Source organism: Pseudomonas sp. A39 (assembly GCF_058145955.1).
Window position 1 is genome coordinate 48,720 of sequence record NZ_JBYVMD010000031.1, and the last position, 25,959, is coordinate 74,678.

The window sequence follows — 25,959 nt, forward strand, 5'->3', positions numbered from 1 at the left end:
CCTACTCTCCATATACTTGTTTAATTTCTGCAGCTATGGCTTCCGGGGTATAGAATAAATCGTCGGCGTCCCTCAGTTTGTAATCTTCCAAGGTTGCAGCATGAGCATTATTCCAAACTTTCCCTTCTACCCCATCAGCTACCCCGAGCGCCCTGTAACGCTCTAACTCTCGTATTTCGTGTGTGTAAAAACGTTTGTCAACATCAGTAATAGTGATCTGACCACTTAAGATCTTTTCTAGCCGATCGATCATAATTTTATTAGCATCCGATGGGGCAAAACGGCGGGTATGCAATTTAACTAGATCAATACCTTCCTCAGACACCGATGCCGTTGTCCAGTCCAGGTCTTGAGTGGGGCCTCCCGCTTCGTCGGGATTGTACATGCGACCGCTGTGTTCACCTTTGGTGGTTGCGCCTTCATACGGACTACTAAACACCGCATAAATCGGCGGCAAACCCGAATCTGCGGGGTAAACGTAAATACCGTCTCGGATATTCAACTGGCCAGCAATCGGAAACGACTCTACTTTGATTTCAACTGGGCTCAGCGTGATTCCGGCGTATACCGGAGTTTCTGTGGGCTGCGCTGGAGTCGCCGTTGAACTGTCACCAGGTACCGCGATCGGGAATGTCAGGGTGATCGGCGGTGTGTCTGTTGTGGTGAACGTATAGGCGTTGGCTACAGGATCAAGTACCAAAGCCATTACCGGCACCGCTGACGTTAACCCGCCGGTAGCTTGCGTAACTAGTACCGAATACTTCGATTGGTCGCCATAAATCCGATAGGGCACATCGACCGTCCCACCTACCGCCGCGACATTGAGCAGATCAGCAGGTAGGTTAGGTGCCAAGTCCTTAGCTGGCAGGTCCAGCATTGTCGTGGGCAACTCCCCGTTGCCAAGGGATTCTGAATACGTCAACGCCCCAATACCGACTGCTGTGGCTGCACCAACAACTGTACCCAGTGCGACCTTAGCTGCTTGAATCGCGGCTTCAAGTGTAATGCCTGACCCTGTCGTAATAACAATAGAACCTGCCGCAGTACTCAGTTGCGTTGCACCAGCTGCGGGAAGCCTGAACGTACGAGCGGCTTTAATCGCTGCGGCTTCAGCGGCTACCCTAGCAGCCACCCTAGCCGCGTCAGCAGCAGCTTCAGCGGCCACACGTTGCGCCTCTTCCTCAGCAGCAAGTCGCGCTTGTTCTGCGGTCTCCGCAGCAATTCTTGCATCCATCGCCGCCGCCTCATCGGTAATACGTTTGGCCTCGGCGTCTGCACGTGCTTGGTTAGCCTGTTGTTGAAGATTCTGCTTCAGAGCATTTAAATAATCGATTTCAAGATTGCTATATTTCGCAGCATACGCAGCCTCAAGTGAAGCGTACCATTCTTTATAGTTTTTATCTGGAGGGTAATTCGTCTTACTGCCGCTGATCGCATCACTGATAAACTGACTGGTGGGATGGCTAAAAAAATCATGACCATAGTAATACTTATCAGCAATTTTTTGCTGAGCCGTGTACGCCTGTGCTTTTTGAGCGATAAGGGTGTCTATCGAACGAATATGTTTTTCAATTTGCGCGACTTCGTTCTCGGCGTTTCCTTCAGCCTGTTCTATTGAGTAAATGCTTTGTGCGATAGACGTGGGCATAGACTGAAGACTTGCTGCAAAACTCGCCTCCTGGTCCTTAACATTCTGAGCAATGACAGGGGGGAATGTATTAAGAATATAAGTACGTGTCGCTACGTTAATTAGCTGCCCGGTATGACTGTGAGAAAAATCACTGTCATCTCGCCCCCCACTTCCAAACACCTGAGGTTCATAGTTTACGGCGCCAACGTTAATAGATGGCAACTCGTACGATCCTGGGCCTGTCTGCACAAACCCAGGGCCTAGGTAACTGCCAGGATTAGACATAAAAACTCTCCTTGTTTTTGTGGTCCCTCTGCTTGTTCTAATCAGGCTACATCCAGAGGAACCGATATTGTAGTAATGCAGCACTAATTTGTATGAAATGGGCATCTGGTTCTTCACAACCTGATACGCCCTCACGAGCGGTTCCTTCCTTGGGTTGACGGGTCACCCTCGTGATTTGTACCAAAAACGCCACTCTCTACCTTCTTACAGCACGTCGCAGATGAACTGTATATTCATACAGTCATCATGAGCAACTAATTATATGCATTTATGCATAAAACTGACAAATGGTACTACTTCGTATTAGCCATTTCTGTGGGAGAACGGATCGACTGACGACCAAAAATGGGACAGATCTATTTAACATCGACTCCGCATCGCACGATCAACACCCGGCCGCTCTAGCCCATTCCTGATAAACTGCTCACCCTTCGCATTCACCCCCCCAGATCCCAATGCCCTCAGAAAAAGCTCCACCGCAAGCCCTCTCCCGCCGCTTCTCCGTCGCCCCGATGATGGACTGGACCGACCGCCACTGCCGGTTCTTCCTGCGCCTGCTCTCCAAGCACGCGCTGCTCTACACCGAGATGGTCACCACCGGCGCGATCCTCCACGGCGATCACGACCGTTTCCTGCGCCATAACGAAGCCGAGCACCCGCTTGCACTGCAATTGGGGGGTAGCGTGCCCGCCGACCTGGCCGCCTGCGCACGTATGGCCGAAGCCGCAGGCTACGACGAAGTAAACCTGAACGTCGGCTGCCCCAGTGATCGGGTGCAGAACAATATGATCGGCGCGATCTTGATGGCGCATCCGGCGTTGGTGGCGGAGTGTGTGAAGGCGATGCGTGATGCGGTGTCGATTCCGGTGACGGTGAAGCACCGTATCGGGATCAACGGGCGGGACAGTTATGCCCAGTTGTGTGATTTCGTCGGGACGGTGAAGGACGCTGGCTGCACCAGTTTTACCGTGCATGCGCGGATCGCGATCCTGGAAGGGCTGTCACCGAAGGAGAACCGTGACATTCCTCCTTTGCGCTACGACGTGGCGGCGCAGTTGAAGCAGGACTTTCCTGAGTTGGAAATTGTGCTCAACGGCGGCATCAAGACGCTGGAGCAGTGCCATGAGCATCTGCAGACGTTTGATGGGGTGATGCTGGGGCGCGAGGCTTATCACAATCCGTATGTGTTGGCGGAGGTGGATCAGCAGTTGTTTGGCAGTGACACGCCGGTGATCAGCCGGGCTGAGGCGCTGGTGCAGTTGCGGCCTTATATTGCTGAGCATTTGGCGACCGGTGGCTCGATGCACCATATCACTCGGCATATTCTGGGGTTGGGCACTGGTTTTCCAGGGGCGCGCAAGTTCAGGCAGTTGTTGTCGGTGGATATTCATAAGGCGAGTGATCCGTTGGCGTTGCTGGATCAGGCTGGGGCTTTGCTGGAAGGGCGGTGAGTGTCCGTGCAGGTCCGGGGTGACTGGCCTGCCGCTATCGGGGCAAGCCCCCTCCCACATTTGGGTTGTGGTGGTCATGCGGTAATTGGGTTGAACCTGCCGAACGTTTTGCCCTCCTATCTTGCAGCACGGCCGGTCATTCAAACGGCTGTTTTCAGGTTGTTGCCCTCGCAAACGATCGAACGCATTTGCGCCCTTGAGCGCCTGTCGGCGCTCGGGTAATGTCATCAGACCCACAGGACAGAGCACGCCCATGACTTCCAAGCTGGAACAACTCAAGCAATTCACCACCGTCGTAGCCGATACCGGCGATTTTTCTACCCTCGCCAAGCTCAAGCCGCAAGACGCCACCACCAACCCTTCCCTGCTGCTCAAGGCTGCGTCGATCCCAGGCTATGCCAAGCTGCTCGATGAGTGCGTACAGGACTGCAATGGTGATGTAGGCCTGGCCAGCGACCGTTTTGCGGTGGCGGTGGGTCAAGAGATTCTCAAAGTGGTGCCGGGCCGTATTTCCACCGAGGTGGATGCCCGCCTGTCGTTCGACACTGACGCCGTACTCAAGCGTGCGCACCGTCTGATCGACCTGTACGACAAAGCCGGCGTTGGCCGCGACCGTGTGCTGATCAAGATCGCCTCCACCTGGGAAGGCATCCGCGCCGCCGAGCAGCTGGAAAAAGAAGGTATCCAGACCAACCTGACGCTGCTGTTCTCCTTCGCCCAGGCGGTAGCCTGTGCTGAGGCTGGCGTGTTCCTGATCTCACCTTTCGTGGGCCGTATCTACGATTGGTACAAAAAGGCCAACGGCAACGACTACACCGGTGCTGAAGACCCGGGTGTGCAGTCTGTGACGCGCATCTACAACTACTACAAGGCCAACGGCTACAAGACCGTGGTGATGGGTGCGAGCTTCCGCAACCTCAGCCAGATCGAAGAGTTGGCTGGCTGTGATCGCCTGACCATCAGCCCGGATCTGCTGGAGAAGCTGGCGGCGGATGAAGGCAAGCTGGAGCGTAAGTTGTCGCCAGGCCATGCCGGTGAAGCGCGGGTGCATCTGACTGAAGCGCAGTTCCGTTGGGAGTCCAACGAGGATGCGATGGCGACTGAGAAGCTGGCGGAGGGGATTCGTCAGTTTGCTCGGGACCAGGAGAAGCTGGAAGCGCTGTTGTCGGCCAAGCTGTAAAAAGCGCAGGCGGCAAAAAGGGCGGTACCTTCGCGGGTACCGCCCTTTTTTTGCCTTTTCCCGGTCTCAAGCCAAGCAGCGATCAAAGGTGGGAGGGGGCTTGCCCCCCGATAGCGGAGTGACAGTCAATAAATTCATAACTGACCCACCGCCATCGGGGGCAAGCCCCCTCCCACAGTTGACCGTGTTCCAGGATTTGGATCAGTGGCGTTCCAGCGCGTTGACGAGGTCGTGGAAGGCTTCACGGTTGGACTCGTTCAGGCCCATCAGGATCTTGTGCGCTTCCAGCACCTTGACCCGCACCACTTCCTCGGACTGGTCCTGGGACGGCAGGTCGGTCAGGCATTCCGGGCAGGGGATCGGGCGGTCAACGATGTTGAACACCTGGTCGAAGCCCATGGACTGCAGCAGACGGGTGATGTCTTCGTGGGTGGTGACGACCGTCGGCAACAGGCCAACCTTCTGCCGAGACAGAATGGACAACTTGGCCAAGAGACCCAGGGTGGTGCTATCGATGCTGCGGGTTTCGGTCAGATCGATCACGATCGCCGAGAAGTTCAGCGCTGTGAAGATCCGCTCAATCGTCGCATCCAGCGCCGAACACAAGGTCAGGCGCACTTCACCGACAAATTTCAGGACAAAGGTCCCGTCTTGCTCGGCGAATTGGATTCTTCCGGTACTCATCAAAGATTCCTGCTCAACACCAATAGGGCGATATCATCCGGCATCTCCCCTAGCGTGGCCAATCCAAAAACCTGCCGCAGGCCATCCAGGCTGCCGCCCGCCGACTTGACCTTTTGAGGCAAGGCGGCTTCTTTCTCTTTGAGTGTAGGCTCTGGAAGAAGGTCCAGGATACCGTCGGACATCAGCGTAAGGCTGAACGTCGGCGGTAACTCCAGAATGTGGTCTTCATAGGTGGCTTCATTGAACAAGCCCACCGGCAAACCACGCCCTTCCAGGTAACGCACACTGTCAGGAGTGTACAAAACCGGCATCGGCAGGTGACCGCCGATGCTGTAGGTCAAAAGACCGGTTTCTTCATCAATCACGCCGCCGACCATCGTCACGTGCTTGCCCAGCTTGCAGCTGATCAGGCCCCGGTTGATGTGGCCCAGCACCTGGGAGGGGGTGAACTCCGGCAAGGTGCCATTGCGTTTGGATTCGAACAGCAACCGTGTGGTCATGAACTTCAACAACACGGTGACAAAAGCAGAGGAAGCACCATGGCCGGATACATCGGCCAGGTAGAACGCGACACGCCGTTCGTCAACGCGGAAGTAGTCGACAAAATCACCCGAGAGGTACAGCGACGGGATGATCTGGTGCGCAAACTGAAATTCGTCGATGGTCCAGGGGCTGACCGGCAGCATGTTCATTTGCACCTGGCGACCGGCGTTCTGGTCTTCCTGGAGCAGGTTGAGGCTGGCTTCGAGTTCGCGGTTGGCGGTTTCGAGCTTCTCGCGATAGCGCTGGTTCTCCACCAGCAGGCGGGCACGGTCCAGGGCACGGCGCACCGAGTGCTCCAGCACCGCCAGGTCTTCCAGGGGCTTGATCAGGTAATCGGCAGCGCCCAGGCGCAGGGCCTCGACGGCATCGTTCATCACGCCCGCGCCGGACACGACAATCACCGGGGTCTGCGGCGCGCGCTCGGTCACCTGGCGAATCAGCTCGAGGCCGCCCATCTGGGGCATGCGCAGGTCGCAGATCACGAGGTCGGGCTGGTCGCGCTCGAATACCTGGAGACCCTGTTGGCCATTACTGGCCTGCAGGACGCTGAAGCCACTGTCTTCCAAATAGGCCGCGAGGCTCGCGCGCACTACTTCGTCGTCATCGATTATCAGCAGCGTGGCACTGGTTTTTTGCATGTGGGCAAACGGCGCCAGAATTAGGTTGGCGTAGGCGGCTCGGCAATGGCCGGACTCACGTACTGGATTCGCTTTCTAGCCTCTCTGTCCTACAAAGCATTGGGATTTCGCCCATGCACAAAGGTAAAGCAGAGGTGCCCTTCTAAGGCGCAGACGGTACTCCCATCCGTGAGGGGTTTCAAGCTCATGCCGATGGTCGCCGGGCGTCTTTACATCGCAAATCACCGGGAGTTATAAGAACAGCCACGACCACAACACAAAGTAAGGATGGAACCTATGAGCGAACACGAGCGCGACTATGCCGAAAAACGCGATTTCATCCGCATGCGTGTGGATGCCGATGTGTCTTTGATCCATGCCGGCCAGGAGATTGCCGGGGTATGCGTGGACCTTTCCAGCTCCGGGATGCAGGTGCAGGCACCCCGCCAGTTCAACGTGGGAGATGAATTGACCGTACGCATCGATTCGGAGCATGCCGCCCTTGCCGGCCTGGAGGCGGATACCGAAGTGGTATGGACCAAGACGGCAGGCGAAGAGCAACAGCTGGGGCTTAAGATCTTGAAAATGCGCTGAAACCCGCGCACAAAAAAGGCGACCCCCAGGGTCGCCTTTTTTTTCATTTCAAAACATCACAGCTTAAAAATCGTCAACCACCTTGCCATCCTTGACCTTGAACTCGCGGTTCTGCAGGTAGGCGTTGCGGATAAAGGTGTACTTATCGCCGGTGATCAGCTTCTCACTGTCGAGCAGGCTGGCACGGGTGTCGACAATGTTCAGGCCCATGGTGCTGTTGCGCCAGCCGATATCGTTCATATAGCGGTACGGTTGGGTGTAGCTGTCCACGTACTTGGACGGCGCATCACGCAGTGTGCTTGGGCCCAGCAGCGGGATCATCACGTAAGGACCACTGCCCACGCCCCAATAACCGAGGGTCTGGCCGAAGTCTTCATCGCTGCGTTGCAGCCCCATTTTGGTGCCGACATCGATAAAGCCCAGCACGCCGAACGTGGTGTTGACCAGCAAACGGGCGGTGTCGACACCGGCGTTATGCGGTTTGAGTTGCAGCACGTTGTTGGCCAGGTTGCCCACATCGCCGATGTTGCGGAAGAAGTTGTGGATACCGTCTTCGACAAACTGCGGGGTAATCCACTCATAGCCTTGGGCCAACGGCTTCAGGGCGTAGGTATCAACGGTGTCGTTGAAGCTGAAGATCGGGCGGTTGATGCTTTCCCACGGATCGTCTTCCGACGCTGCGTGTGCGGCAAACGGCGCCAGCAGTACAGTGGCACACACCGACAGCTGAGCGAAATAGTGGCTCCAGCGCATAGCTTTTGCTCCTTGAATGGTCTGTCATGGGCGCTATGCCCTGAATAAGGCCGTCAGTATATGACGGAAGTCGCCATTTAGGCAGCAACAAGGAAGCGCCTGACATTAAATGGACAAAATTCCTACAATTAACAATCCTGTCATCGACTTGTCATCCTGCCTTGATAGCGTTAGCGCTATTTCAGGGATGTCGACATGCCTCAACCCGAGATTGCCATCGCCAGCGCCCCCGCCTTGACTGCCGTTCTGTTTGGCCTGAGTGGCTGCCTGGTGGATTTCGGTTCCCGGGCGCGCACCGATTCACCCTCCCCCGACTCCCAAGCCACACCGGGTGCGCTGAAAATCCTGCGCAGCCTCAAGGAACAGGGTGTTCCCTGCGCCTGGCTGGATGAACTCCCCCCCGCCGTCACCACGCCCCTGGCCGCCACGCTGCCCGACTGGGTCAAGGCGGCATCGCCCTCCGCCATTCGCTGGCCCGCGCCCCATGCCTGCTGGCAAGCCTTGATGGAGCTGAATATCGAGCGCCTGGAAGGCTGCGTGTTGGTCAGCGGCGAACCGCGCCTGCTGCAATCCGGGCTCAATGCCGGGCTGTGGACCATCGGCCTGGCCTCCTGCGGCTCATTGTGCGGGATGGCGCCCGAGCAATGGCTGGCATTGAGCGAACCGGAACGCGAGCTCAAGCGCGGCAAGGCCACCCTCGCGCTGTACGGGCTGGGCGTGCACTCGGTGATCGATCACCTGGGCGAACTCGGAACCTGCCTGGCCGACATCAGGCTGCGCCAGCACAAAGGCGAGAAGCCCTGACACGGATCATGCACAGTCGACGCCAGTGGATTAATCTACAGGTCAGCCCGTAGACCTTTCTCGGCGTGCCGCGGTCTATGCCAGTGACTATCGATAAAAGGAAACATGTCATGCCTGATCGCAAAAAACTGGAAGAACAGGTCGAGATCCTGCGCGGGCAATTGGAACAGGATCCGCCGCTGTCGGAAGAGAAGCGTGAAGCACTGGAGGCTTTGATTGCCAAGTTTGAGTTACAACTTGAACTTGAACCGGCGACTCAGACACCCAGTATTTCCGATGATGTGAATCAAGCAGCCATAGAGTTCGACGCCGAGCACCCGGTGATTTCCGGGACATTGCGCAATATCATGAACACGCTGGGCAGCATGGGAATTTAATCTGCGCGCCAGCCCAGCGCAGATCCCAATGTGGGAGGGGGCAAGCCCACTCCCACAGTTGTTTACTGGCGAGCCAGGCGCACGTTCTGGAACGCGACATCCTCAGTACTGCGATACGGGTTGATATCCAGCCCACCCCGCCGCACATACCGCGCATACACCGTCAACTTCTCCGGCTTCAGCAAGCGCTGCAAGTCCAGGAAGATGCGCTCCACGCACTGTTCATGGAAGTCCGAGTGCTGGCGAAAGCTCACGATGTATTCCAGCAGGCTGGCGTGATCCAGCGCGTGACCACGGTATTCCACCACGACGCTGCCCCAGTCAGGCTGGCTGGTCACCGGGCAGTTGGATTTGAGCAGGTGGCTGTGCACGCTCTCCTCGACAACGCGCGCGTCATCGCAACGCAGCAGTTCCGGGCGTGGGTGCTCGTAGTTGCTGACACTGATATCCAAATCATCGATGCACACGCCGGGCAACGCCATTACGCCTTCAGCTTCACTTTCAGCCAAGGTGCGAATACGCACGGTCACAGGCTTGCCGGCAGCGGCGCTGAGGTCGATGCGCAGGGTGGCTTCCAGGCTTGCCGTATCGGCAAACGCGGTCTGGTTGAGCGAGTTGAGGTAGAGCTTGAACGACTTGGACTCGATGATGTTCGGCGAGTCGGCCGGGATGCTGAATTCACCGATGGCCACCACCGGCTTGCCCGACGGCAGCAGCCAGGACAGTTCGAAGCAGTTCCAGAAATCCACGCCCTTGTAAGGCAGGGTCTCGGCGCTCAGGCCCAGTTCGGCCCATTTGGCCGCACGCGGGATCGGGAACAACAACGAAGGTGTGTAGGTGGAGATGTATTCACTGGACTTGCCCAGCGGCGAATGTTCGGCTGCGGGATGCATGGCGGAAACCTGGCTAAATAAACCGCGCCAGTCTACCAGCCTTTGCCCCCGCGCCTAAGCGCCAGCGGATCAATCGACGTTGAGCGTGCCGACCATGCCCGCCTGGTAATGCCCCGGCAGGTTGCAGGCAAACTCCAGGCCCGTGGCCTTGGTGAAGGTCCAGGTCAGCTCGGCGGTTTTGCCGGGCTCGACCAATACGCTATTGGGATCGTCGTGTTTCATCGCACCATGGCCCATGGCGCTATGATCCATCTTGCCCATGCCCGTGGAAGTGAGCATGCCACTGGCCTGCATCTGCAACATTTCCTTCTGATGCTCGGCGTGCATTGCCGCATCGCCCAGGTTGAATTCGTGCAGCAACTGGCCCTTGTTGACCAGTACAAAGCGCACCGTCTCACCGGCTTTTACGTCAATGGACTTGGGCGAAAAGGAAATGTCCTGCAGCGTCACTTCCACGGTACGCGTGGCCTTGCTCGCGGGCGCAGCCTCACCGAACGCATAGGTATGGGCGGCATCAGCCATCGCCTCAACACTCAACGCCAGCAGGCACGTCGCCAACAACAGGGGTTTACGCAATGCCATCTGTCTTCTCCAAAATATCTGACTCATCTGAGGCACACTCTAAGCGTGCGCCGCTGCCAGCCAACTGACTGCTAGATTACAACTTTGTCAGGTTCCCCCCCTGCCCTGGCCCCCAGGGTATAAAGCCGTCGTCACCCGTTGCCAAGAGCCGCCCATGAAACTGCTGATCGTCGAAGACCAACCTAAAACCGGCCAGTACCTGCGCCAGGGCCTGACGGAGGCGGGGTTTACCACCGAACTGGTGGCCGACGGTACCAGCGGTCAGCACCTGGCACTGACCGGCGCCTACGACCTGTTGATCCTCGATGTGATGCTGCCGGGCCGTGATGGCTGGCAGATCCTCCAGGCCGTGCGCACGGCAGGCCTGGACATCCCGGTACTGTTCCTGACCGCCCGCGACGCCGTGGAAGACCGCGTGCACGGCCTGGAACTGGGTGCCGACGACTACTTGGTCAAACCCTTCGCCTTCTCCGAACTGCTGGCGCGCGTGCGCAGCCTGTTGCGCCGTGGCAGCAGCACGCCGCAGGAAACCGCCTTGCAACTGGCCGATCTGCGCCTGGACCTGATCCGCCGTCGCGTCGAGCGGGACGGCCAGCGCATCGACCTGACGGCCAAGGAGTTTTCCCTGCTCGAACTGCTGCTGCGCCGCCAGGGCGAAGTGCTGCCCAAATCGCTGATCGCCTCCCAGGTGTGGGACATGAACTTCGACAGCGACACCAACATTATCGAAGTGGCAATCCGCCGCCTGCGCCTGAAAGTCGACGATAACTTCCCGAATAAATTGATCCACACCGTGCGCGGCATGGGTTATGTGCTGGAGGAGCGCGTCAATTGATCAAGCGCCTGTCCCTGGCCAGTCGCCTGGCGCTGCTGTTCGCGGCCTGCACGGCGGTGGTGTCGCTGATCGCGGGTGTGCTGTTCAACCGCGCCAGCGAGGCGCACTTCATTGAACTGGACCAGCAACAGCTCGACAGCCAGCTGGTGGCGCTGCGCAGCACGTTGCAGGGTGTCGACTCGCCCGAATTGTTCGCGCAACGTGAAGCCCAACTGCGCGCCGAGCTCAATCGCCAACCCGAGCTGGCGCTGCGCGTCACCGCCCAAGGCCAGCGCTGGTTTGACGCTGCGCCCGGCGTCAATCTGCCCACCGGCCCCGGCCTGCACAGCCTGCAAAACGCCGGCACCGACTACCGCGTCTACAACACACCGTTGCGGGCAAACCAACCCGACTCGCCACAGTTGACGCTGGTGCTCGATATCACTCACCACCAGCATTTCCTGCAACGCATGCAGCATCTGATCTGGCTCACCGTCGGCCTGTCAGCCCTGGCGACCGCCCTGCTCGGTGCATGGGCCGCGCGCAGTGGCCTGCGACCGTTACGACGCATGGGGGAAGTGGCCGCGAGTGTGTCTGCCCACTCCCTGACGCAGCGCCTGCCCCAGCAGCACATGCCGGTGGAACTGGCCGAACTGGCTCAAACCTTCAACGCCATGCTCGGCCGCCTGGACGATGCGTTCCAGCGCCTCTCGGCGTTCTCCGCCGACATCGCCCACGAACTGCGCACGCCGTTGTCGAACCTGCTGACCCAGACACAGGTCACCCTCACTCAGCCACGGCCGCTGGAGGATTACCGCGAGGCGCTGCACAGCAATCTGGAAGAGCTGCAATGGATGGCGCAGTTGGTCAATGACATGTTGTACCTGGCCAAGGCGGATCATGGATTGCTGGTGCCTAAGCGCGAGCCTCTGGCGCTGGCAGATGAAGTGGAGGCGTTGCTGGAGTTTTTCGCGTTGCTGGCCGAAGACGCCCACGTCAGCCTGGTGCGCGAAGGCACAGCCCACACGATGGGTGATCGCGGCATGTTGCGCCGGGCGCTGTCGAACCTGCTCGATAACGCCCTGCGGTTTACTCCAGCGGGCGGCGAAGTGCGGGTGCGCATGGTGGACGGCGTGACGCTCACGGTTGAAAACACCGGGGAAGGCATTCCAGCACAGTTGTTACCGAGGTTGTTTGATCGGTTCTACCGGGCGGACCCGGCGCGGCATGAAGGCAGCAGCGAACATGCGGGGCTGGGGTTGGCGATTACCCAGTCGATTGTGCGGGCGCATGGAGGGAGGATTTATTGTGAGTCTGGGGCGGGGTGGACGCGGTTTGTGATTGAGTTACCCGCCGGAGATTGATGCAAGCGGTACCGGCCCTATCGGGGGCAAGCCCCCTCCCACAGTTTGAATATATTCACGCTTCACAATGTGGGAGGGGCTTGCCCCCGATAGCGGTCTTGAATCTTACGAATATCTCAAGGCATGCGCCGGCTCAATCTTCGCCGCCCGATACGCCGGATAAATCGTCGCCAAAAAGCTCAACACAAACCCGGCCGTGCAGATCAGCAGCACATCCCCGCCTTGAAGCTCCGAAGGCAGATTGCTGACAAAATACACATCCGAACTGAAGATATGCTGCCCGGTAACCCGTTCCAGCCAGCCCACCAGCTCACTCACATTCAGCGCCGCAATCACACCCAGGATGCCGCCGATCAAGGTACCGACGACACCGATCACGGTGCCCTGCACCATGAAGATCGCCATGATCTGCCGCGGCGTCGCGCCGATGGTACGCAGGATCGCGATGTCCGCGCCCTTGTCGTTTACCACCATAATCAGCGTGGCAATGATGTTGAACGCAGCCACGGCGACGATCATCAGCAACAGCAAGCCGATCATGGTCTTTTCCATTTTCATTGCGCTGAACAGGCTGCCCTGGGTGTGGGTCCAGTCATCCGGCTTGTAGCCGGCGCCCAGGCTGGCGGCGATGTCCGCCGAGACCTTGGGCGCCGCATACAGGTCTTTCACCGCCAGGCGCACGCTTTGCACCTGGTTCGGCTGCCAATGCTGGATCTCTGCGGCGTCGGCCATGTGGATCATGGCCATGGAGCCGTCCAGTTCGGCGCCGACCTTGAAGATCCCCACCACGTTCAAGCGCTGCATCCGCGGGGTGATGCCCCCCGGTGCGGTGCTGATTTCCGGCACGATCAGGGTCAACTTGTCGCCCACGTTGAGGCGGAAGCGCCGGGCGGTGATTTCGCCGACCACCACGCCGAACTCGCCAGGCTTCAGGTCATCCAGTTTGCCGCGCACGATATGCTGGGCCACGATCGACACCTTGCCTTCCTGTGCCGGGTCGATGCCGCTGATCTCGATCGGCTGCATGGCGCCCTTGTAGGAGAACATGCCGTCCATCTGCGTGAAGGGCACTGCCGCGGTCACTTCCGGGTTCTTCATCGCGGCGGCGGCCACGGGCTGCCAATCGTTGATCGGGTTCACGCCGACGATGGTCGCGTGGGGCACCATGCCAAGGATGCGCGAGCTCATTTCGCGCTGGAAGCCGTTCATCACCGACAGCACCACGATCATCGCCAGCACGCCCAGGGCGAGGCCGATCATCGAGGTCATCGAGATAAACGAGACAAAACGGTTGCGGCGCTTGGCGCGGGTATAGCGCGTGCCGATGAAAATCGATAACGGTCTGAACATTCGCGGGCACCGTTGAAAAAATGAAAAAGCCCAGCGCTTAAGGCGCCGGGCTTGAAACGGGTCAGATGGCGACCAGATGACCTTCCTGCAGGTGCAACACGCGGTCCATCTGCCGGGCCATGCTCATGTCATGGGTCACCACCAGGAACGCGGTGCGCATCTGGGTGCTCAGTTCCAGCATCAAGTCCTTGATGCCCTGGGCGGTGTGGGAGTCGAGGTTGCCGGTGGGCTCATCGAGCATCACCAGGCCTGGGTTGTTGACCAGGGCACGGGCAATCGCCACACGCTGACGCTCGCCGCCGGACAGCTCCGCCGGCTTGTGCTCCAGGCGATGGCCGAGGCCGACACGCTCCAGCAGGGCCTGAGCACGCTGGCGGGCTTGCGGGATCGCGGTCTTGCCGATCAACAGCGGCATGCACACGTTTTCCAGGGCGGTGAATTCCGGCAGCAAATGGTGGAACTGGTACACAAAGCCCAACGAACGGTTGCGCAGTTGCCCACGAGCCTTCTCACCGAGGGCCGACAGCTCTTCACCGGCCAGCCACACGCTGCCCTGGGACGGCGTATCAAGGCCGCCCAGCAGGTTCAGCAAGGTACTTTTGCCGGAACCGGAACTGCCGACGATCGCCACGCGTTCGCCAGGGTGCAGCTCAAGTTGCAGGTTGGACAACACCACCACCGATTCCGGGCCTTCCTCATAGGATTTGCCCAGGTTGCGGCAGCTCAGGATTGCTTTTTCACTCATGCCCGATTCACTCATAACGTAAGGCCTGTGCTGGCTGGGTACGTGCCGCGCGCCAGGCTGGATACAGGGTGGCAAGGAAACTCAGGACCAACGCAGCGCCGCCCACCATCAACACGTCCTGGGCCTGAACCTGGGACGGCAAGTAGTCGATGAAGTAAACGTCGGCGTTGAGAAACTTGTGGCCGATCAGGGTTTCGAGGCCGGCGATGGCGGCACTCACGTTCAACGCAGCCAGAATGCCGACGGCCGTACCGATCAAGGTGCCGACCACACCGATCACGGTGCCCTGCACCATGAAGATCGCCATGATCTGCCCCGGCGTGGCGCCGAGGGTACGCAGGATGGCGATATCGCCCTTCTTGTCGTTCACCACCATCACCAGCGTGGAGATGATGTTGAAGGCCGCCACGGCGACGATCAGCAGCAACAGCAGGCCGATCATGGCTTTTTCCATGCGGATGGCCTGGTACAGGTTGCCGTGGGTACGGGTCCAGTCGCGGGCGTAGTACTGGTTTTCACCCAGGTGCTGGGCGATTTCCCAGGCGCCGCGCGGTGCGTCGAACAGGTCGTTGAACTTCAGGCGCAGGCCCTGCACCTGGTCCGGCTGCCAGCGATGCAGGCGCGCCAGGTCAGTGAGGTTGGTCAGGCCGAGGTAGCCGTCGATCTCGCCGGCGCCAACGTGGAAGGTGCCGACCACGGTAAAGCGCTTCATGCGCGGGAACATGCCGGCCGGGGTCACGGTGACTTCCGGCGCGACGAAGGTCAGCTTGTCGCCGAGGCCCACGCCGAGCTTGGCCGCCGCCTTGTCGCCGATCACGATGCCGAAGCTGCCGGGCGCCAGGTCGTCGAGCTTGCCCTGCAACATGAACTTGTCGATGATCGAGACGTTGCGTTCCTGGGCCGGGTCGATGGCATTGAGCAGGATCTTCTGCACCTTGCCGTCGTTGGTCAGCAACCCCTGCATCTGGGTGAAGGGCGCAACCGCCAGCACCTTGGGGTTCTGCTTGACCTTGGCCGCCAGGCTTTGCCAGTCGCTGATGGGCGCATCGCCCTCGATGGTCGCGTGGGGCACCATGCCCAGCACGCGGGTGCGCATCTCATGATCGAAGCCGTTCATGACCGACAGCACCACGATCATCACGACCACGCCCAAGGCGAGCCCGATCATCGAGGTGAGGGAAATGAACGACACAAAATGATTGCGGCGCTTTGCACGGGTATAACGCGTGCCGATAAATACGAAGAGAGGTCTGAACATGTCGGGGCTTGTTCGGAGGAAAAGAAGACGTCCCGGTGGCGGGGTCTGGTAAGCAGCTTTACACTCAGACCATTACCGTTACCTGGGGTTCGCCATGTCGACATTAGATGAAGAAGAGCGCCGCGAATACTACCGTATCGACGACATGATCGCACTCCAAATCAAAAGCCTGTCTGCCCCCGAAGCAGCGAGCAAGGAAGTGTTGCTGGATGATTCGCCACTCTTCAATCTGCTCAGCGAGCTGCACCTGAGTGAATTCGAGGCCCAGCACCTGCTACGCCAGCTCAGCGAGAAGGATCGCACCCTTGCGGCCTTCCTGCGTGTGCAGAACAAACGTGTCGACCTGCTCAGCCAGATCATGGCGCGCGGCTTGCTGGATGAGGTCGGCGCTCCGCAGCCGGTGATCATTTCCGAAGGTGGCATCGACTTCCAACACCCCACGCCCCTGCCGGCCGGCGCCCACCTGGCGGTCAAGCTGGTGCTGATGCCCCAGGCACTCGGCCTGCTGCTGCGCGCGCGGGTCACCCATTGCGATCCCAAAGGCACAGGCTTTGACGTCGGCACGGAATTCGAAGCCATGACCGACGCCCAGCGCCAACTGCTGGCGCGCTACATCTTGCAGAAACAGGCCCAGGAACGGCGCCTGGCGCGGGAACAAAGCGACGCCCAAGACACCTGAACTCTCGAATTCACCCCGCCGGACGACCTGGCGTAAAGGAGCAACTGTGACCCTGATCTACGGCCACCGCGGTGCCAAAGGCGAAGCACCGGAAAACACCCTGACTAGCTTCCAGGAGTGCCTCAAGCACGGTGTACGCCGCTGCGAACTGGATTTGCACCTGTCCATGGACGGCGAGCTGATGGTCATCCACGACCCGACCCTCAAGCGCACCGCCGACCGGCGCGGCAAAGTCGTCGAGTATTCGGCGGCAGACCTGGTGAAGATGGACGCGCGCAAAGGCGGCCCGGGCTGGGTCAAGCCCTGCCCGATCCCACGCCTGGAAGAACTGTTCGAACAGTGCGACTTCGATCACTGGCAACTGGAAGTCAAAAGCGCGTCGCGCACCCGCGCCGCCACCACCGTGCTGGCGATCCGTGAGATGGCCGTACGTTTCGGTCTGATGGACAAGGTCACCGTGACCTCAAGCTCGCGGGAAGTGCTGAAAGCGGCGGTTGAACTCACCCCGGACCTGTCACGCGGCCTGGTCGCCGAATATGCCTGGCTCGACCCGTTGAAGGTCGCGCAGAACTATGGCTGTGAGTATCTGGCGTTGAACTGGACATTGTGCACCCCCGAGCGTCTGGAAAAAGCCCAGCGCCAGGGCTTGCACGTGTCCGTGTGGACAGTCAACGAACCCGCGCTGATGCGCAGGCTCGCCGACTTCGGCGTAGATAGCCTGATTACAGACTTTCCCGGTTTGGCCACTGCCACTCTCGGGAATTACTGAAATCGGTCTCCCCGGCCGGCTCAGGCCACCGGCCGGAGCCGCTCAAAAAAGCCGGTTGAGGCCGTCGTAGGCCGCGACCCGATAGGCTTCCGCCATGGTCGGGTAGTTGAACGTGGTGTTCACAAAATACTTGAGGGTATTTTGCTCACCCGGCTGGCTCATGATCGCCTGGCCGATGTGCACGATTTCCGAGGCTTGGTAGCCGAAGCAATGCACGCCGAGGACTTCCAGGGTTTCACGGTGGAACAGGATCTTCAGCATGCCTTGCGGCTCGCCGGCGATCTGCGCACGCGCCATGCTCTTGAAGAACGCCTTGCCCACTTCGTAAGGCACCTTGGCCTTGGTCAGTTCGTGCTCGTTCTTGCCGATCGAGCTGATCTCCGGAATGGTGTAGATCCCGGTCGGCACGTCGTTCACGTAGCGCCAGCTGCCATTGTCGACGATGCTGCCAGCGGCCGAACGGCCCTGGTCGTGCGCGGCACTGGCCAGGCTCGGCCAGCCGATCACGTCACCGGCGCCGTAGATGTTGGTCACGCAGGTGCGGTAGTTCTCGTCCACCTCGATCTGGCCACGGCTGTTGACCTTGACGCCGATGTTTTCCATGCCCAGCTTGTCGGTGTTGCCGGTACGGCCGTTGCACCACAACAAGGCGTCGGCCTTGATCTTCTTGCCGGACTTGAGGTGCAGGATCACCCCGTTGTCCAGGCCTTCGACCCGCTCGTACTCTTCGTTGTGGCGCACGGTGATGTTGTTGTTGCTGAAGTGGTAGCTCAACGCCTGGGAAATTTCCGAGTCGAGGAAGCTCAGCAACTGGTCGCGGTTATCCACCAGCTCCACCAGCACACCCAGGCCGCTGAAGATCGAGGCGTATTCACAGCCGATCACACCGGCGCCGTAGATGATCAGTTTACGCGGGGTGTGGCCCAGGCTCAGGATGGTGTCGCTATCGTAGATACGCGGGTGGTGGAAATCGATGTCCGCCGGGCGATACGGGCGCGACCCGGTGGCGATGATGATGTGCTTGGCCACCAGCTTCTCGACCACGCCGTTGGCGCAGACCACTTCGACGGTTTGCTCGTCGGCGAAGCTGCCGGTGCCGAAGAACAGGTCGACGCGGTTACGGGCGTAGTAGCCGGTACGCGAAGCAACCTGCTTGGAGATGACTTTCTCGGCGCTTTTGAGCACGTCCGGGAACGAGAACCAGCGCGGCTCACCAATGGCCCGGAACATCGGGTTGGTATTGAACTGCATGATCTGGCGCACCGAGTGACGCAAGGCCTTGGACGGGATGGTGCCCAGGTGGGTGCAGTTACCGCCGACCTGGCGACGGCTATCGACCATCGCCACCTTGCGCCCTGCTTTCGCGGCGTTCATCGCCGCACCTTCTCCAGCCGGGCCGGAACCCAGTACCACCACGTCGTAGTTGTAGACAGCCATGCGTACTCCTCAGAACAGGCCAGGCGTACGGTTGGACGCCGGGCTAAATCATGCCGCGGCCAGCGGTCATGAAGGACAATTTGGCTCAAGTGTGTGAACCGGGGCACAGTCTATATAAGGCGCAACGCCGCGCACATTAACCCTTGGTCGCGTCGTAGGCCAGTCTTGCCTTTACTACACAGCGCAGATTATCCCTGAACCCTGCCGCTGCCGGAAAATGAATTAACCTGTAGCCACGGATCTTTTCGGGACGGGCCATTATGCGGCATCTAGTTTTCTGTTTAATGCTGATGTTGTCGATCACCGCACACGCCAATGAGGCGGATCGGCTCAAGCAAGCCGACTTCCCGGCACAGTCCCAGGCCTTGGTGCTGAAAAGCCAGGCGGTGCTCACTTACCTCTGGGCGGATGTGTACGCGGCCGCGCTGTATGCCCCGGCGGACCTGAGTGCGAAGCAGGCGTGGGACCAGCAAAAGACGCTGCGCCTTGTGTTGTATTACTTTCGCGATATCGACCGCAGCGATGTGATCAAGGCGGCCACGGCCACCCTGGAGCGCCAGCAAACCAGCGCAAGCCTGAAGCCAGAGATCGAAAAACTACACACCCGCTTTCGTGATATCCAAGCCGGAGATCGATATGCCCTGGATTTTCGTCCCGGCCGTGGCCTGAATTTGGAGATCAATGGCCAAGTGGTGTTCAGCAGCCGCAATGACGCGCTGGCAAGGGCCTACCTGGGTATCTGGTTGGCGCCCAAGGGGTTGTCCGACAGCCTGCGCAGCAAGCTTGTGGACTGAGGGCCCCATCGGGGCATCGGTATCTACACAATTCTGGCTATGGCGTTGGACCTGTGGCGAGGGAGCTTGCTCCCGCTGGCGGCCTGGCAGACGACCATGATGTTGGATCAGACTGGGTACATATCCGTTATTTAGGTAACGGCCACTATGGGTTCCGCTTTTACAGCGGCTCACTTTTGAAAGGAGCCCAAAAGTAACCAAAAGGCTCTTGCCCCAACACTCGGCACCTCGCTCACGCTCGGTGTGCCCGTAATCCGACAGGGATTTGGGGGGCCGCCTGAGATCAAAAGCAGGATCAAGATCAACAGCGGCTCGCTTCGCATCGTGGTTACCTTGGTTACCGTGGTTGCTACAGTGTTGTGCAGATAATTATGCCCATCGGGGGCAAGCCCCCTCCCACATTGAAATGCGATCAACTGTGGGAGGGGGCTTGCCCCCGATGAGGCCCTGCCAGCCTGCACAAAATCCCCAGCCATAAAAAAGCCCCGAACCAGTCGGGGCTTTTTCATTTATTGCTGATGCTTAGCGCGGGAACGCAGGCGGGTTGACCCCAGCCATGTCTTCCATCACGCGAACCACCTGGCAGCTGTAGCCGAACTCGTTGTCGTACCACACGTACAGGACAACGCGGTTGTCTTGGCTGATGGTCGCTTCCGCGTCCACCACACCGGCGTGGCGCGAGCCAACGAAGTCGGTGGAAACCACTTCCTGGGAATTGACGAAGTCGATTTGCTTGTGCAGATCGGAGTGCAGCGCCATGTAGCGCAGGTACTCGTTCATCTCTTCGCGGGTGGCGGCTTTCTCAAGGTTCAGGTTGAGGATGGCCATCGACACGTTCGGCGTCGGTACACGGATCGCGTTACCGGTCAGCTTGCCGGCCAGCTCAGGCAGGGCCTTGGCAGCAGCGGTGGCAGCACCGGTCTCGGTGATCACCATGTTCAACGCGGCGCTACGGCCACGACGATCGCCCTTGTGGAAGTTGTCGATCAGGTTCTGGTCGTTGGTGTACGAGTGAACGGTTTCGACGTGGCCGTTGACGATGCCGAACTTGTCATTCACTGCCTTCAGCACCGGCACGATGGCGTTGGTGGTGCAGGAAGCGGCGGACACGATCTTGTCGTCAGCAGTGATTTCAGCGTGGTTGATGCCGTGAACGATGTTCTTCAGCTTGCCTTTGCCAGGCGCGGTGAGGACAACGCGATCGACACCCGGGCAGGCCAAGTGCTGGCCCAGGCCTTCGGCGTCACGCCATACGCCGGTGTTATCCACCAGCAAGGCGTCCTTGATGCCGTACTGGGTGTAATCCACCTCGGACGGGTTCTTCGCGTAGATCACCTGGATCAGGTTACCGTTGGCGGTAATGGTGTTGTTTTCTTCGTCGATGACGATGGTGCCGTTGAACGGACCGTGTACCGAATCGCGGCGCAGCAGGCTGGCACGCTTGGTCAGGTCGTTCTCGGCGCCTTTGCGCACCACGATGGCACGCAGGCGCAGGCCGTCGCCGCCACCGGTTTTTTCGATCAGGATGCGCGCCAGCAGGCGACCGATACGACCGAAGCCGTACAGCACAACGTCGGTGCCTTTACGGGCCGCGGCGTTTTGCTGGCCAACCACATCGGCCATCTCTTCACGCACGAACTGCTCAGCGGTACGGCCGGCGCCTTCTTTGCGGAATTTGTAGGCCAGCTTGCCCAGGTCTACCGAGGCCGCGCCGAGCTTGAGCTCGCTCATGGCTTTGAGCAGTGGGAATGTTTCGTGGACGGAGAGTTCGCTGTCGTCGGCGGAACGGTGACGCGCAAAGCGGTGGGCTTTGAGAATCGCGATGACAGACTGGTTGATCAGGCTGCGGCCATAGATCGAGCTCACCACATTGTTATTGCGGTACAGCTGACCGATAAGCGGGATCATCGCTTCTGCGAGTGCTTCACGGTCGATCCATTCACCAAGACACTGGTCGGGCTTCTGAGTCACGGGAACCTTCCACATGTAGGGGCTGAAAAAAGGGGCTACATTATGCCGCCCGACCGTCCTCGGAGCAATGCGCGTCCTACAACAAAAACCCCTTGCCAAAAAATACCGCCGCGCTGCAGCCCAGTAAATACGCGGGTTCCAGAAGGCCACTCATTGGGGACGCAGACCAACTTGTCCGTAACCCTCCTAAACAATCGCGCATTTCGGCACTACATATTGAGTCAAAACACGCCATTGTTTGTCTTAGCCACTACATTTCCTACAAACCGTAATAGGCTCAGTCAGAAACTGACAGGCGGCACCTTGGGCCGTTACAATTACCGACTTTGTCGCAACGCTTGGAGCTCAACCTTCCGTGCCCGTTCTGCGTCTACCGCTTCTCCCTGCCGCGGCAGGTAAACAGCACTGGGGCAACCTGCCCGGTGCCGCCCTGAGCCTGGCTATCGCCGAGGCTGCCAGCGCAGCCAAGCGCTTTACCCTGCTGCTCACCGCCGACAGCCAAAGCGCCGAACGGTTGGAGCAGGAGCTGAGCTTCTTCGCCCCCGATTTGCCGGTGCTGCATTTCCCCGACTGGGAAACCCTGCCCTACGACCTGTTCTCGCCGCACCAGGACATCATTTCCCAGCGCATCGCCAGCCTGTACCGCCTGCCGGAACTGGCCCACGGCGTGCTGGTGGTGCCGATCACCACCGCGTTGCATCGCCTGGCGCCGACCAAGTTCCTGCTGGGCAGCAGCCTGGTCCTGGATATCGGCCAGAAGCTCGACGTCGAGCAGATGCGCACGCGCCTGGAAGCCAGCGGCTACCGCTGCGTCGACACTGTGTACGAACACGGTGAGTTCGCAGTGCGCGGGGCCCTGATCGACCTGTTCCCGATGGGCAGCAAACTGCCGTACCGCATCGACCTGTTCGATGACGAAATCGAGACCCTGCGCACCTTCGATCCAGAAAACCAGCGATCCATCGACAAAGTCGACTCGATCAAGCTGCTGCCTGCGCGGGAATTTCCATTACAGAAAGATGCGGTCACGCGCTTCAAGGCGCGCTTCCGTGAGCGCTTCGACGTCGACTTCCGTCGCTGTCCGATCTTCCAGGACTTGAGCAGTGGGATTACACCGGCCGGTATCGAGTACTACCTGCCGCTGTTCTTCGACGAAACCTCCACCCTGTTCGACTACCTGCCACAGGACACCCAAGTGTTCTCGCTGCCGGGTATCGAGCAAGCAGCGGAAAACTTCTGGAACGACGTGCGTAACCGTTACGAAGAACGCCGCGTCGATCCATCCCGTCCGTTATTACCGCCCGCCGAGCTGTTCCTGCCGGTGGAAGACTGCTTTGCCCGTCTTAAAAACTGGCCCCGCGTGGTCGCCAGCCAACAGGATGTGGACGCCGGCAGCGGCCGCGAGCGCTTCCCGGCGGGCACACTGCCGGACCTGGCAATCCAGGCCAAAGCCACGCAACCGCTGGAAGCGCTGTCCAACTTCCTCGGCGACTTCCCTGGCCGCGTGCTGTTTACCGCCGAGTCCGCCGGGCGCCGCGAAGTGCTGCTGGAGCTGCTCGAACGCCTGAAGCTGCGACCGAAAACCGTCGACAGCTGGCCGGACTTCGTCAAGAGCAAAGAACGCTTGGCGATCACCATCGCGCCGCTGGATGAAGGCCTGCTGCTGGACGACCCGGCGCTGGCGCTGATCGCCGAGAGCCCGCTGTTCGGGCAGCGCGTGATGCAACGCCGTCGCCGCGAAAAACGCGCCGACGCCAACAACGATGCGGTGATCAAGAACCTCACCGAATTGCGCGAAGGCGCGCCGGTGGTGCATATCGACCACGGCGTCGGACGCTACCTGGGCCTGCAGACCCTGGAGATCGATAACCAGGCCGCCGAATTCCTCACCATGGAATACGCCGAGGGCGCCAAGCTCTACGTGCCGGTGGCCAGCCTGCACCTGATCGCCCGTTACACCGGCAGCGACGATGCCCTGGCACCGTTGCACCGCCTGGGCTCCGAGACTTGGCAGAAAGCCAAGCGCAAAGCCGCCGAACAGGTGCGCGACGTTGCCGCCGAATTGCTCGACATCTATGCACGCCGCGCCGCGCGCGAAGGTTATGCGTTCGCCGACCCGAAAGCCGACTACGCGACCTTCAGCGCCGGTTTCGCCTTCGAAGAAACTCCCGACCAGCAAACCACCATCGAAGCGGTGCGCGCCGACATGCTCGCGCCCAAGCCGATGGACCGCCTGGTATGCGGCGACGTCGGCTTCGGCAAGACCGAAGTGGCGATGCGTGCGGCTTTCATTGCAGTGCATGGCGGCAAGCAAGTGGCGATCCTGGTCCCCACCACCCTGCTCGCCCAGCAGCACTACAACAGCTTCCGCGACCGCTTTGCCGACTGGCCGGTGACCGTGGAAGTGATGAGCCGCTTCAAGTCGGCCAAGGAAGTGAATGCAGCCATCGCCGATTTGGCCGAAGGCAAGATCGACATCGTGATCGGCACGCACAAGCTGCTGTCGGACGATGTGAAGATCAAGAACCTGGGCCTGGTGATCATCGACGAAGAACACCGTTTTGGCGTGCGCCAGAAGGAACAACTCAAGGCCCTGCGCAGCGAGGTCGACATTCTGACCCTCACTGCCACGCCGATTCCGCGCACACTGAACATGGCGGTGTCGGGCATGCGCGACCTGTCGATCATCGCCACGCCACCGGCGCGTCGCTTGTCGGTGCGCACCTTTGTGATGGAGCAAAACAAAAGCACGGTGAAAGAAGCGCTGCTGCGAGAACTGCTGCGCGGCGGGCAGGTGTACTACCTGCACAACGACGTGAAGACCATCGAGAAATGCGCCGCCGACCTCGCCGAACTGGTACCGGAAGCGCGCATTGCCATCGGCCACGGACAGATGCGCGAGCGCGATCTCGAACAGGTGATGAGCGACTTCTACCACAAGCGCTTCAACGTGCTGATCGCCTCGACCATCATCGAGACCGGCATCGACGTGCCGAGCGCCAACACCATCATCATCGAGCGCGCCGACAAGTTTGGCCTGGCGCAGCTGCACCAGTTGCGCGGCCGGGTCGGGCGCAGTCACCACCAGGCGTATGCGTATTTGCTCACGCCACCGCGCCAGCAGATCACTTCCGACGCGGAAAAGCGCCTGGAAGCCATCGCCAACACCCAGGACCTGGGCGCCGGTTTTGTGCTGGCCACCAACGACCTGGAAATCCGTGGTGCCGGCGAACTGCTGGGCGACGGCCAGAGCGGGCAGATCCAGGCGGTCGGTTTCACCCTGTATATGGAAATGCTTGAACGCGCGGTGAAAGCGATCCGCAAGGGCGAGCAACCGAATCTTGATCAACCGCTGGGCGGTGGCCCGGAAATCAACCTGCGCTTGCCGGCGTTGATCCCCGAAGACTACCTGCCGGACGTGCATGCGCGGCTGATCCTGTACAAACGCATCGCCTCGGCCACCGACGAAGAAGGCCTCAAGGACCTGCAAGTGGAGATGATCGACCGCTTCGGCCTGCTGCCGGAGCCAACCAAGAACCTGGTGCGCCTGACCCTGCTCAAATTGCAGGCTGAGCAATTGGGGATCAAGAAGGTCGATGCCGGGCCGCAGGGTGGGCGCATCGAGTTCGAAGCGCAGACGCCGGTGGACCCGTTGGTGCTGATCAGGCTGATCCAGGGCCAGCCCAACCGCTACAAGTTCGAAGGGGCTACGCTGTTCAAGTTCATGGTACCGATGGAACGTGCCGAAGAACGCTTTAATACATTAGAGGCGTTGTTCGAACGCCTCATCCCGAAATCTGCTTGAAGGACGCCCCAATGCGCCTGTTCCGCATTTTGAGCCTGTTGTTGGTGGTCGTGGCACCTACGGCGTTTGCCGACAGCCCGTACCAGGTGGAAATGATCCTGGTGCGCCAGAACGCCGAGCCGGTGATCAACAGCCGCGCCGCGCCGGAAAACTGGGATGCCGGGGCCGTGCGCCTGGGCGACAAGCTGAGCCCACCGCGCCTGAGCAACATCGTCGAAAAGCTGCGCGCCGATAACAGCTACACCGTGTTGGCGCACAAGGCCTGGGAACAGAACCTGGGTGAGCAGCCGGTCAACATCGCGATCACCGACGGCCAGGAGCAGTTTGGCCAGTTTCCCATCGAGGGTGTTTTGAGCCTGCAACTGGGTCGCTTCACGGACATCGACGCGGACTTTTGGATCAACACCTTCGACAGTAATGGCAGCGTGACCGCCAGCGAACACCTCGCCCAGAAGGACGTGCGCACCAAGAACAACCAGCTCAACTACCTGGACGGCGGCCACTTGGCGCTGTTGATCAAGATCACCTCGTTGACCGCCAAGCCACCCAGCGCACCACCGCCCGATATCCAGGACTGATC

23 protein-coding genes are annotated in these 25,959 nt (G+C 59.7%); 12 read left to right on the forward strand and 11 right to left on the reverse strand.

Features of this window, described 5'->3' with window-relative positions; translation table 11 throughout:
* Position 1: 1 nt before the first annotated feature.
* Positions 2–1,648, reverse strand: a complete 1,647-nt coding sequence (locus AC3ZU9_RS21625; protein ID WP_490091302.1) for an S-type pyocin domain-containing protein — start codon at positions 1,646–1,648, stop codon at positions 2–4.
* A gap of 722 nt (positions 1,649–2,370) precedes the next feature.
* On the opposite strand from AC3ZU9_RS21625, the gene dusA reads away from it, so the two are divergent.
* Both dusA and tal read left to right on the forward strand, forming a co-directional pair.
* Positions 2,371–3,366 (forward strand): tRNA dihydrouridine(20/20a) synthase DusA, encoded by a 996-nt coding sequence (gene dusA, locus AC3ZU9_RS21630; protein WP_102060923.1) that lies wholly within the window; start codon positions 2,371–2,373, stop codon positions 3,364–3,366.
* 253 nt (positions 3,367–3,619) lie between these two features.
* Positions 3,620–4,546, forward strand: coding sequence for a transaldolase (gene tal, locus AC3ZU9_RS21635; protein WP_012722872.1), 927 nt, complete (start codon positions 3,620–3,622; stop codon positions 4,544–4,546).
* Between the two features lie 201 nt (positions 4,547–4,747).
* Here tal and rssC read toward each other — a convergent pair whose 3' ends face one another.
* Entirely contained in the window at positions 4,748–5,230 is a 483-nt protein-coding gene (rssC, locus tag AC3ZU9_RS21640) for an anti-sigma factor antagonist RssC (protein WP_003172602.1), read from the reverse strand.
* Positions 5,230–6,411, reverse strand: a complete 1,182-nt coding sequence (gene rssB / locus AC3ZU9_RS21645; protein WP_012722871.1) for a two-component system response regulator RssB — start codon at positions 6,409–6,411, stop codon at positions 5,230–5,232. Before rssB ends, rssC begins: the two co-directional genes overlap by 1 nt.
* 276 nt (positions 6,412–6,687) lie before the next feature.
* Between rssB and AC3ZU9_RS21650 the strand changes: the two genes are divergently transcribed.
* Positions 6,688–6,984 (forward strand): PilZ domain-containing protein, encoded by a 297-nt coding sequence (locus AC3ZU9_RS21650; RefSeq protein WP_320400367.1) that lies wholly within the window; start codon positions 6,688–6,690, stop codon positions 6,982–6,984.
* Between the two features lie 63 nt (positions 6,985–7,047).
* Here the strand turns inward: AC3ZU9_RS21650 and AC3ZU9_RS21655 are convergent, their stop codons facing one another.
* Positions 7,048–7,737: an MlaA family lipoprotein gene (locus AC3ZU9_RS21655; RefSeq protein WP_102060924.1), complete on the reverse strand. Its 690-nt coding sequence runs from the start codon at positions 7,735–7,737 to the stop codon at positions 7,048–7,050.
* A 195-nt stretch (positions 7,738–7,932) separates the two neighbouring features.
* On the opposite strand from AC3ZU9_RS21655, the gene pcrP reads away from it, so the two are divergent.
* The gene (gene pcrP / locus AC3ZU9_RS21660) at positions 7,933–8,541 is read left to right on the forward strand and encodes an HAD superfamily inactivated hydrolase PcrP (protein ID WP_012722868.1); all 609 of its coding nucleotides are present in this window, start codon (positions 7,933–7,935) and stop codon (positions 8,539–8,541) included.
* A 110-nt stretch (positions 8,542–8,651) separates the two neighbouring features.
* Positions 8,652–8,918, forward strand: a complete 267-nt coding sequence (locus tag AC3ZU9_RS21665; protein ID WP_012722867.1) for a DUF4404 family protein — start codon at positions 8,652–8,654, stop codon at positions 8,916–8,918.
* A gap of 62 nt (positions 8,919–8,980) precedes the next feature.
* On the opposite strand, the gene queF is transcribed toward AC3ZU9_RS21665, so the two are convergent.
* Together queF and copI are read right to left on the reverse strand one after the other, a co-directional pair.
* Entirely contained in the window at positions 8,981–9,811 is an 831-nt protein-coding gene (queF, locus tag AC3ZU9_RS21670; RefSeq protein WP_102060925.1) for an NADPH-dependent 7-cyano-7-deazaguanine reductase QueF, read from the reverse strand.
* Between the two features lie 69 nt (positions 9,812–9,880).
* Positions 9,881–10,393: a copper-resistant cuproprotein CopI gene (copI, locus tag AC3ZU9_RS21675; RefSeq protein WP_046035142.1), complete on the reverse strand. Its 513-nt coding sequence runs from the start codon at positions 10,391–10,393 to the stop codon at positions 9,881–9,883.
* Between the two features lie 154 nt (positions 10,394–10,547).
* On the opposite strand from copI, the gene AC3ZU9_RS21680 reads away from it, so the two are divergent.
* A complete protein-coding gene (locus tag AC3ZU9_RS21680) occupies positions 10,548–11,228 on the forward strand; it encodes a heavy metal response regulator transcription factor (RefSeq protein WP_012722864.1) in 681 nt (226 codons plus the stop codon).
* Complete coding sequence (locus AC3ZU9_RS21685; protein ID WP_490091297.1) at positions 11,225–12,571, forward strand: heavy metal sensor histidine kinase; 1,347 nt, start codon at positions 11,225–11,227, stop codon at positions 12,569–12,571. Before AC3ZU9_RS21680 ends, AC3ZU9_RS21685 begins: the two co-directional genes overlap by 4 nt.
* Positions 12,572–12,676: 105 nt before the next feature.
* On the opposite strand, the gene AC3ZU9_RS21690 is transcribed toward AC3ZU9_RS21685, so the two are convergent.
* The 3 genes from AC3ZU9_RS21690 to AC3ZU9_RS21700 all read right to left on the reverse strand — a co-directional run bounded on the left by AC3ZU9_RS21690 (position 12,677) and on the right by AC3ZU9_RS21700 (position 15,924).
* Entirely contained in the window at positions 12,677–13,921 is a 1,245-nt protein-coding gene (locus AC3ZU9_RS21690; RefSeq protein WP_012722862.1) for a lipoprotein-releasing ABC transporter permease subunit, read from the reverse strand.
* Between the two features lie 61 nt (positions 13,922–13,982).
* A complete protein-coding gene (gene lolD / locus AC3ZU9_RS21695) occupies positions 13,983–14,666 on the reverse strand; it encodes a lipoprotein-releasing ABC transporter ATP-binding protein LolD (RefSeq protein ID WP_012722861.1) in 684 nt (227 codons plus the stop codon).
* Positions 14,667–14,673: 7 nt separating this feature from the next.
* Positions 14,674–15,924, reverse strand: a complete 1,251-nt coding sequence (locus AC3ZU9_RS21700; RefSeq protein WP_012722860.1) for a lipoprotein-releasing ABC transporter permease subunit — start codon at positions 15,922–15,924, stop codon at positions 14,674–14,676.
* A 94-nt stretch (positions 15,925–16,018) separates the two neighbouring features.
* Between AC3ZU9_RS21700 and AC3ZU9_RS21705 the strand changes: the two genes are divergently transcribed.
* Positions 16,019–16,603 (forward strand): PilZ domain-containing protein, encoded by a 585-nt coding sequence (locus AC3ZU9_RS21705; RefSeq protein WP_012722859.1) that lies wholly within the window; start codon positions 16,019–16,021, stop codon positions 16,601–16,603.
* A gap of 46 nt (positions 16,604–16,649) precedes the next feature.
* The gene (locus tag AC3ZU9_RS21710; protein ID WP_012722858.1) at positions 16,650–17,372 is read left to right on the forward strand and encodes a glycerophosphodiester phosphodiesterase; all 723 of its coding nucleotides are present in this window, start codon (positions 16,650–16,652) and stop codon (positions 17,370–17,372) included.
* Positions 17,373–17,414: 42 nt separating this feature from the next.
* On the opposite strand, the gene sthA is transcribed toward AC3ZU9_RS21710, so the two are convergent.
* Positions 17,415–18,809 (reverse strand): Si-specific NAD(P)(+) transhydrogenase, encoded by a 1,395-nt coding sequence (gene sthA / locus AC3ZU9_RS21715; protein WP_012722857.1) that lies wholly within the window; start codon positions 18,807–18,809, stop codon positions 17,415–17,417.
* A 260-nt stretch (positions 18,810–19,069) separates the two neighbouring features.
* On the opposite strand from sthA, the gene AC3ZU9_RS21720 reads away from it, so the two are divergent.
* Positions 19,070–19,603, forward strand: coding sequence for a chalcone isomerase family protein (locus AC3ZU9_RS21720; RefSeq protein ID WP_490091298.1), 534 nt, complete (start codon positions 19,070–19,072; stop codon positions 19,601–19,603).
* 522 nt (positions 19,604–20,125) lie between these two features.
* Here AC3ZU9_RS21720 and AC3ZU9_RS21725 read toward each other — a convergent pair.
* A complete protein-coding gene (locus AC3ZU9_RS21725) occupies positions 20,126–21,589 on the reverse strand; it encodes a glyceraldehyde-3-phosphate dehydrogenase (RefSeq protein ID WP_012722855.1) in 1,464 nt (487 codons plus the stop codon).
* 340 nt (positions 21,590–21,929) lie between these two features.
* Between AC3ZU9_RS21725 and mfd the strand changes: the two genes are divergently transcribed.
* Both mfd and AC3ZU9_RS21735 read left to right on the forward strand, forming a co-directional pair.
* A complete protein-coding gene (gene mfd / locus AC3ZU9_RS21730) occupies positions 21,930–25,379 on the forward strand; it encodes a transcription-repair coupling factor (protein ID WP_012722854.1) in 3,450 nt (1,149 codons plus the stop codon).
* Positions 25,380–25,390: 11 nt separating this feature from the next.
* On the forward strand, positions 25,391–25,957 hold the full coding sequence (locus AC3ZU9_RS21735; RefSeq protein ID WP_490091299.1) for a CsiV family protein: 567 nt from the start codon (positions 25,391–25,393) through the stop codon (positions 25,955–25,957).
* Positions 25,958–25,959: the final 2 nt, after the last annotated feature.

Excerpts from the sequence above, each read along its gene's own strand:
- AC3ZU9_RS21625 (WP_490091302.1), bottom strand. The coding sequence starts at position 1,648 with ATGCCCACGTCTATCGCACAAAGCATTTACTCAATAGAACAGGCTGAA.
- dusA (WP_102060923.1), top strand. The coding sequence starts at position 2,371 with ATGCCCTCAGAAAAAGCTCCACCGCAAGCCCTCTCCCGCCGCTTCTCC.
- tal (WP_012722872.1), top strand. The coding sequence starts at position 3,620 with ATGACTTCCAAGCTGGAACAACTCAAGCAATTCACCACCGTCGTAGCC.
- rssC (WP_003172602.1), bottom strand. The coding sequence starts at position 5,230 with ATGAGTACCGGAAGAATCCAATTCGCCGAGCAAGACGGGACCTTTGTC.
- rssB (WP_012722871.1), bottom strand. The coding sequence starts at position 6,411 with ATGCAAAAAACCAGTGCCACGCTGCTGATAATCGATGACGACGAAGTA.
- AC3ZU9_RS21650 (WP_320400367.1), top strand. The coding sequence starts at position 6,688 with ATGAGCGAACACGAGCGCGACTATGCCGAAAAACGCGATTTCATCCGC.
- AC3ZU9_RS21655 (WP_102060924.1), bottom strand. The coding sequence starts at position 7,737 with ATGCGCTGGAGCCACTATTTCGCTCAGCTGTCGGTGTGTGCCACTGTA.
- pcrP (WP_012722868.1), top strand. The coding sequence starts at position 7,933 with ATGCCTCAACCCGAGATTGCCATCGCCAGCGCCCCCGCCTTGACTGCC.
- AC3ZU9_RS21665 (WP_012722867.1), top strand. The coding sequence starts at position 8,652 with ATGCCTGATCGCAAAAAACTGGAAGAACAGGTCGAGATCCTGCGCGGG.
- queF (WP_102060925.1), bottom strand. The coding sequence starts at position 9,811 with ATGCATCCCGCAGCCGAACATTCGCCGCTGGGCAAGTCCAGTGAATAC.
- copI (WP_046035142.1), bottom strand. The coding sequence starts at position 10,393 with ATGGCATTGCGTAAACCCCTGTTGTTGGCGACGTGCCTGCTGGCGTTG.
- AC3ZU9_RS21680 (WP_012722864.1), top strand. The coding sequence starts at position 10,548 with ATGAAACTGCTGATCGTCGAAGACCAACCTAAAACCGGCCAGTACCTG.
- AC3ZU9_RS21690 (WP_012722862.1), bottom strand. The coding sequence starts at position 13,921 with ATGTTCAGACCGTTATCGATTTTCATCGGCACGCGCTATACCCGCGCC.
- lolD (WP_012722861.1), bottom strand. The coding sequence starts at position 14,666 with ATGAGTGAAAAAGCAATCCTGAGCTGCCGCAACCTGGGCAAATCCTAT.
- AC3ZU9_RS21700 (WP_012722860.1), bottom strand. The coding sequence starts at position 15,924 with ATGTTCAGACCTCTCTTCGTATTTATCGGCACGCGTTATACCCGTGCA.
- AC3ZU9_RS21705 (WP_012722859.1), top strand. The coding sequence starts at position 16,019 with ATGTCGACATTAGATGAAGAAGAGCGCCGCGAATACTACCGTATCGAC.
- sthA (WP_012722857.1), bottom strand. The coding sequence starts at position 18,809 with ATGGCTGTCTACAACTACGACGTGGTGGTACTGGGTTCCGGCCCGGCT.
- AC3ZU9_RS21720 (WP_490091298.1), top strand. The coding sequence starts at position 19,070 with ATGCGGCATCTAGTTTTCTGTTTAATGCTGATGTTGTCGATCACCGCA.
- AC3ZU9_RS21725 (WP_012722855.1), bottom strand. The coding sequence starts at position 21,589 with ATGTGGAAGGTTCCCGTGACTCAGAAGCCCGACCAGTGTCTTGGTGAA.
- AC3ZU9_RS21735 (WP_490091299.1), top strand. The coding sequence starts at position 25,391 with ATGCGCCTGTTCCGCATTTTGAGCCTGTTGTTGGTGGTCGTGGCACCT.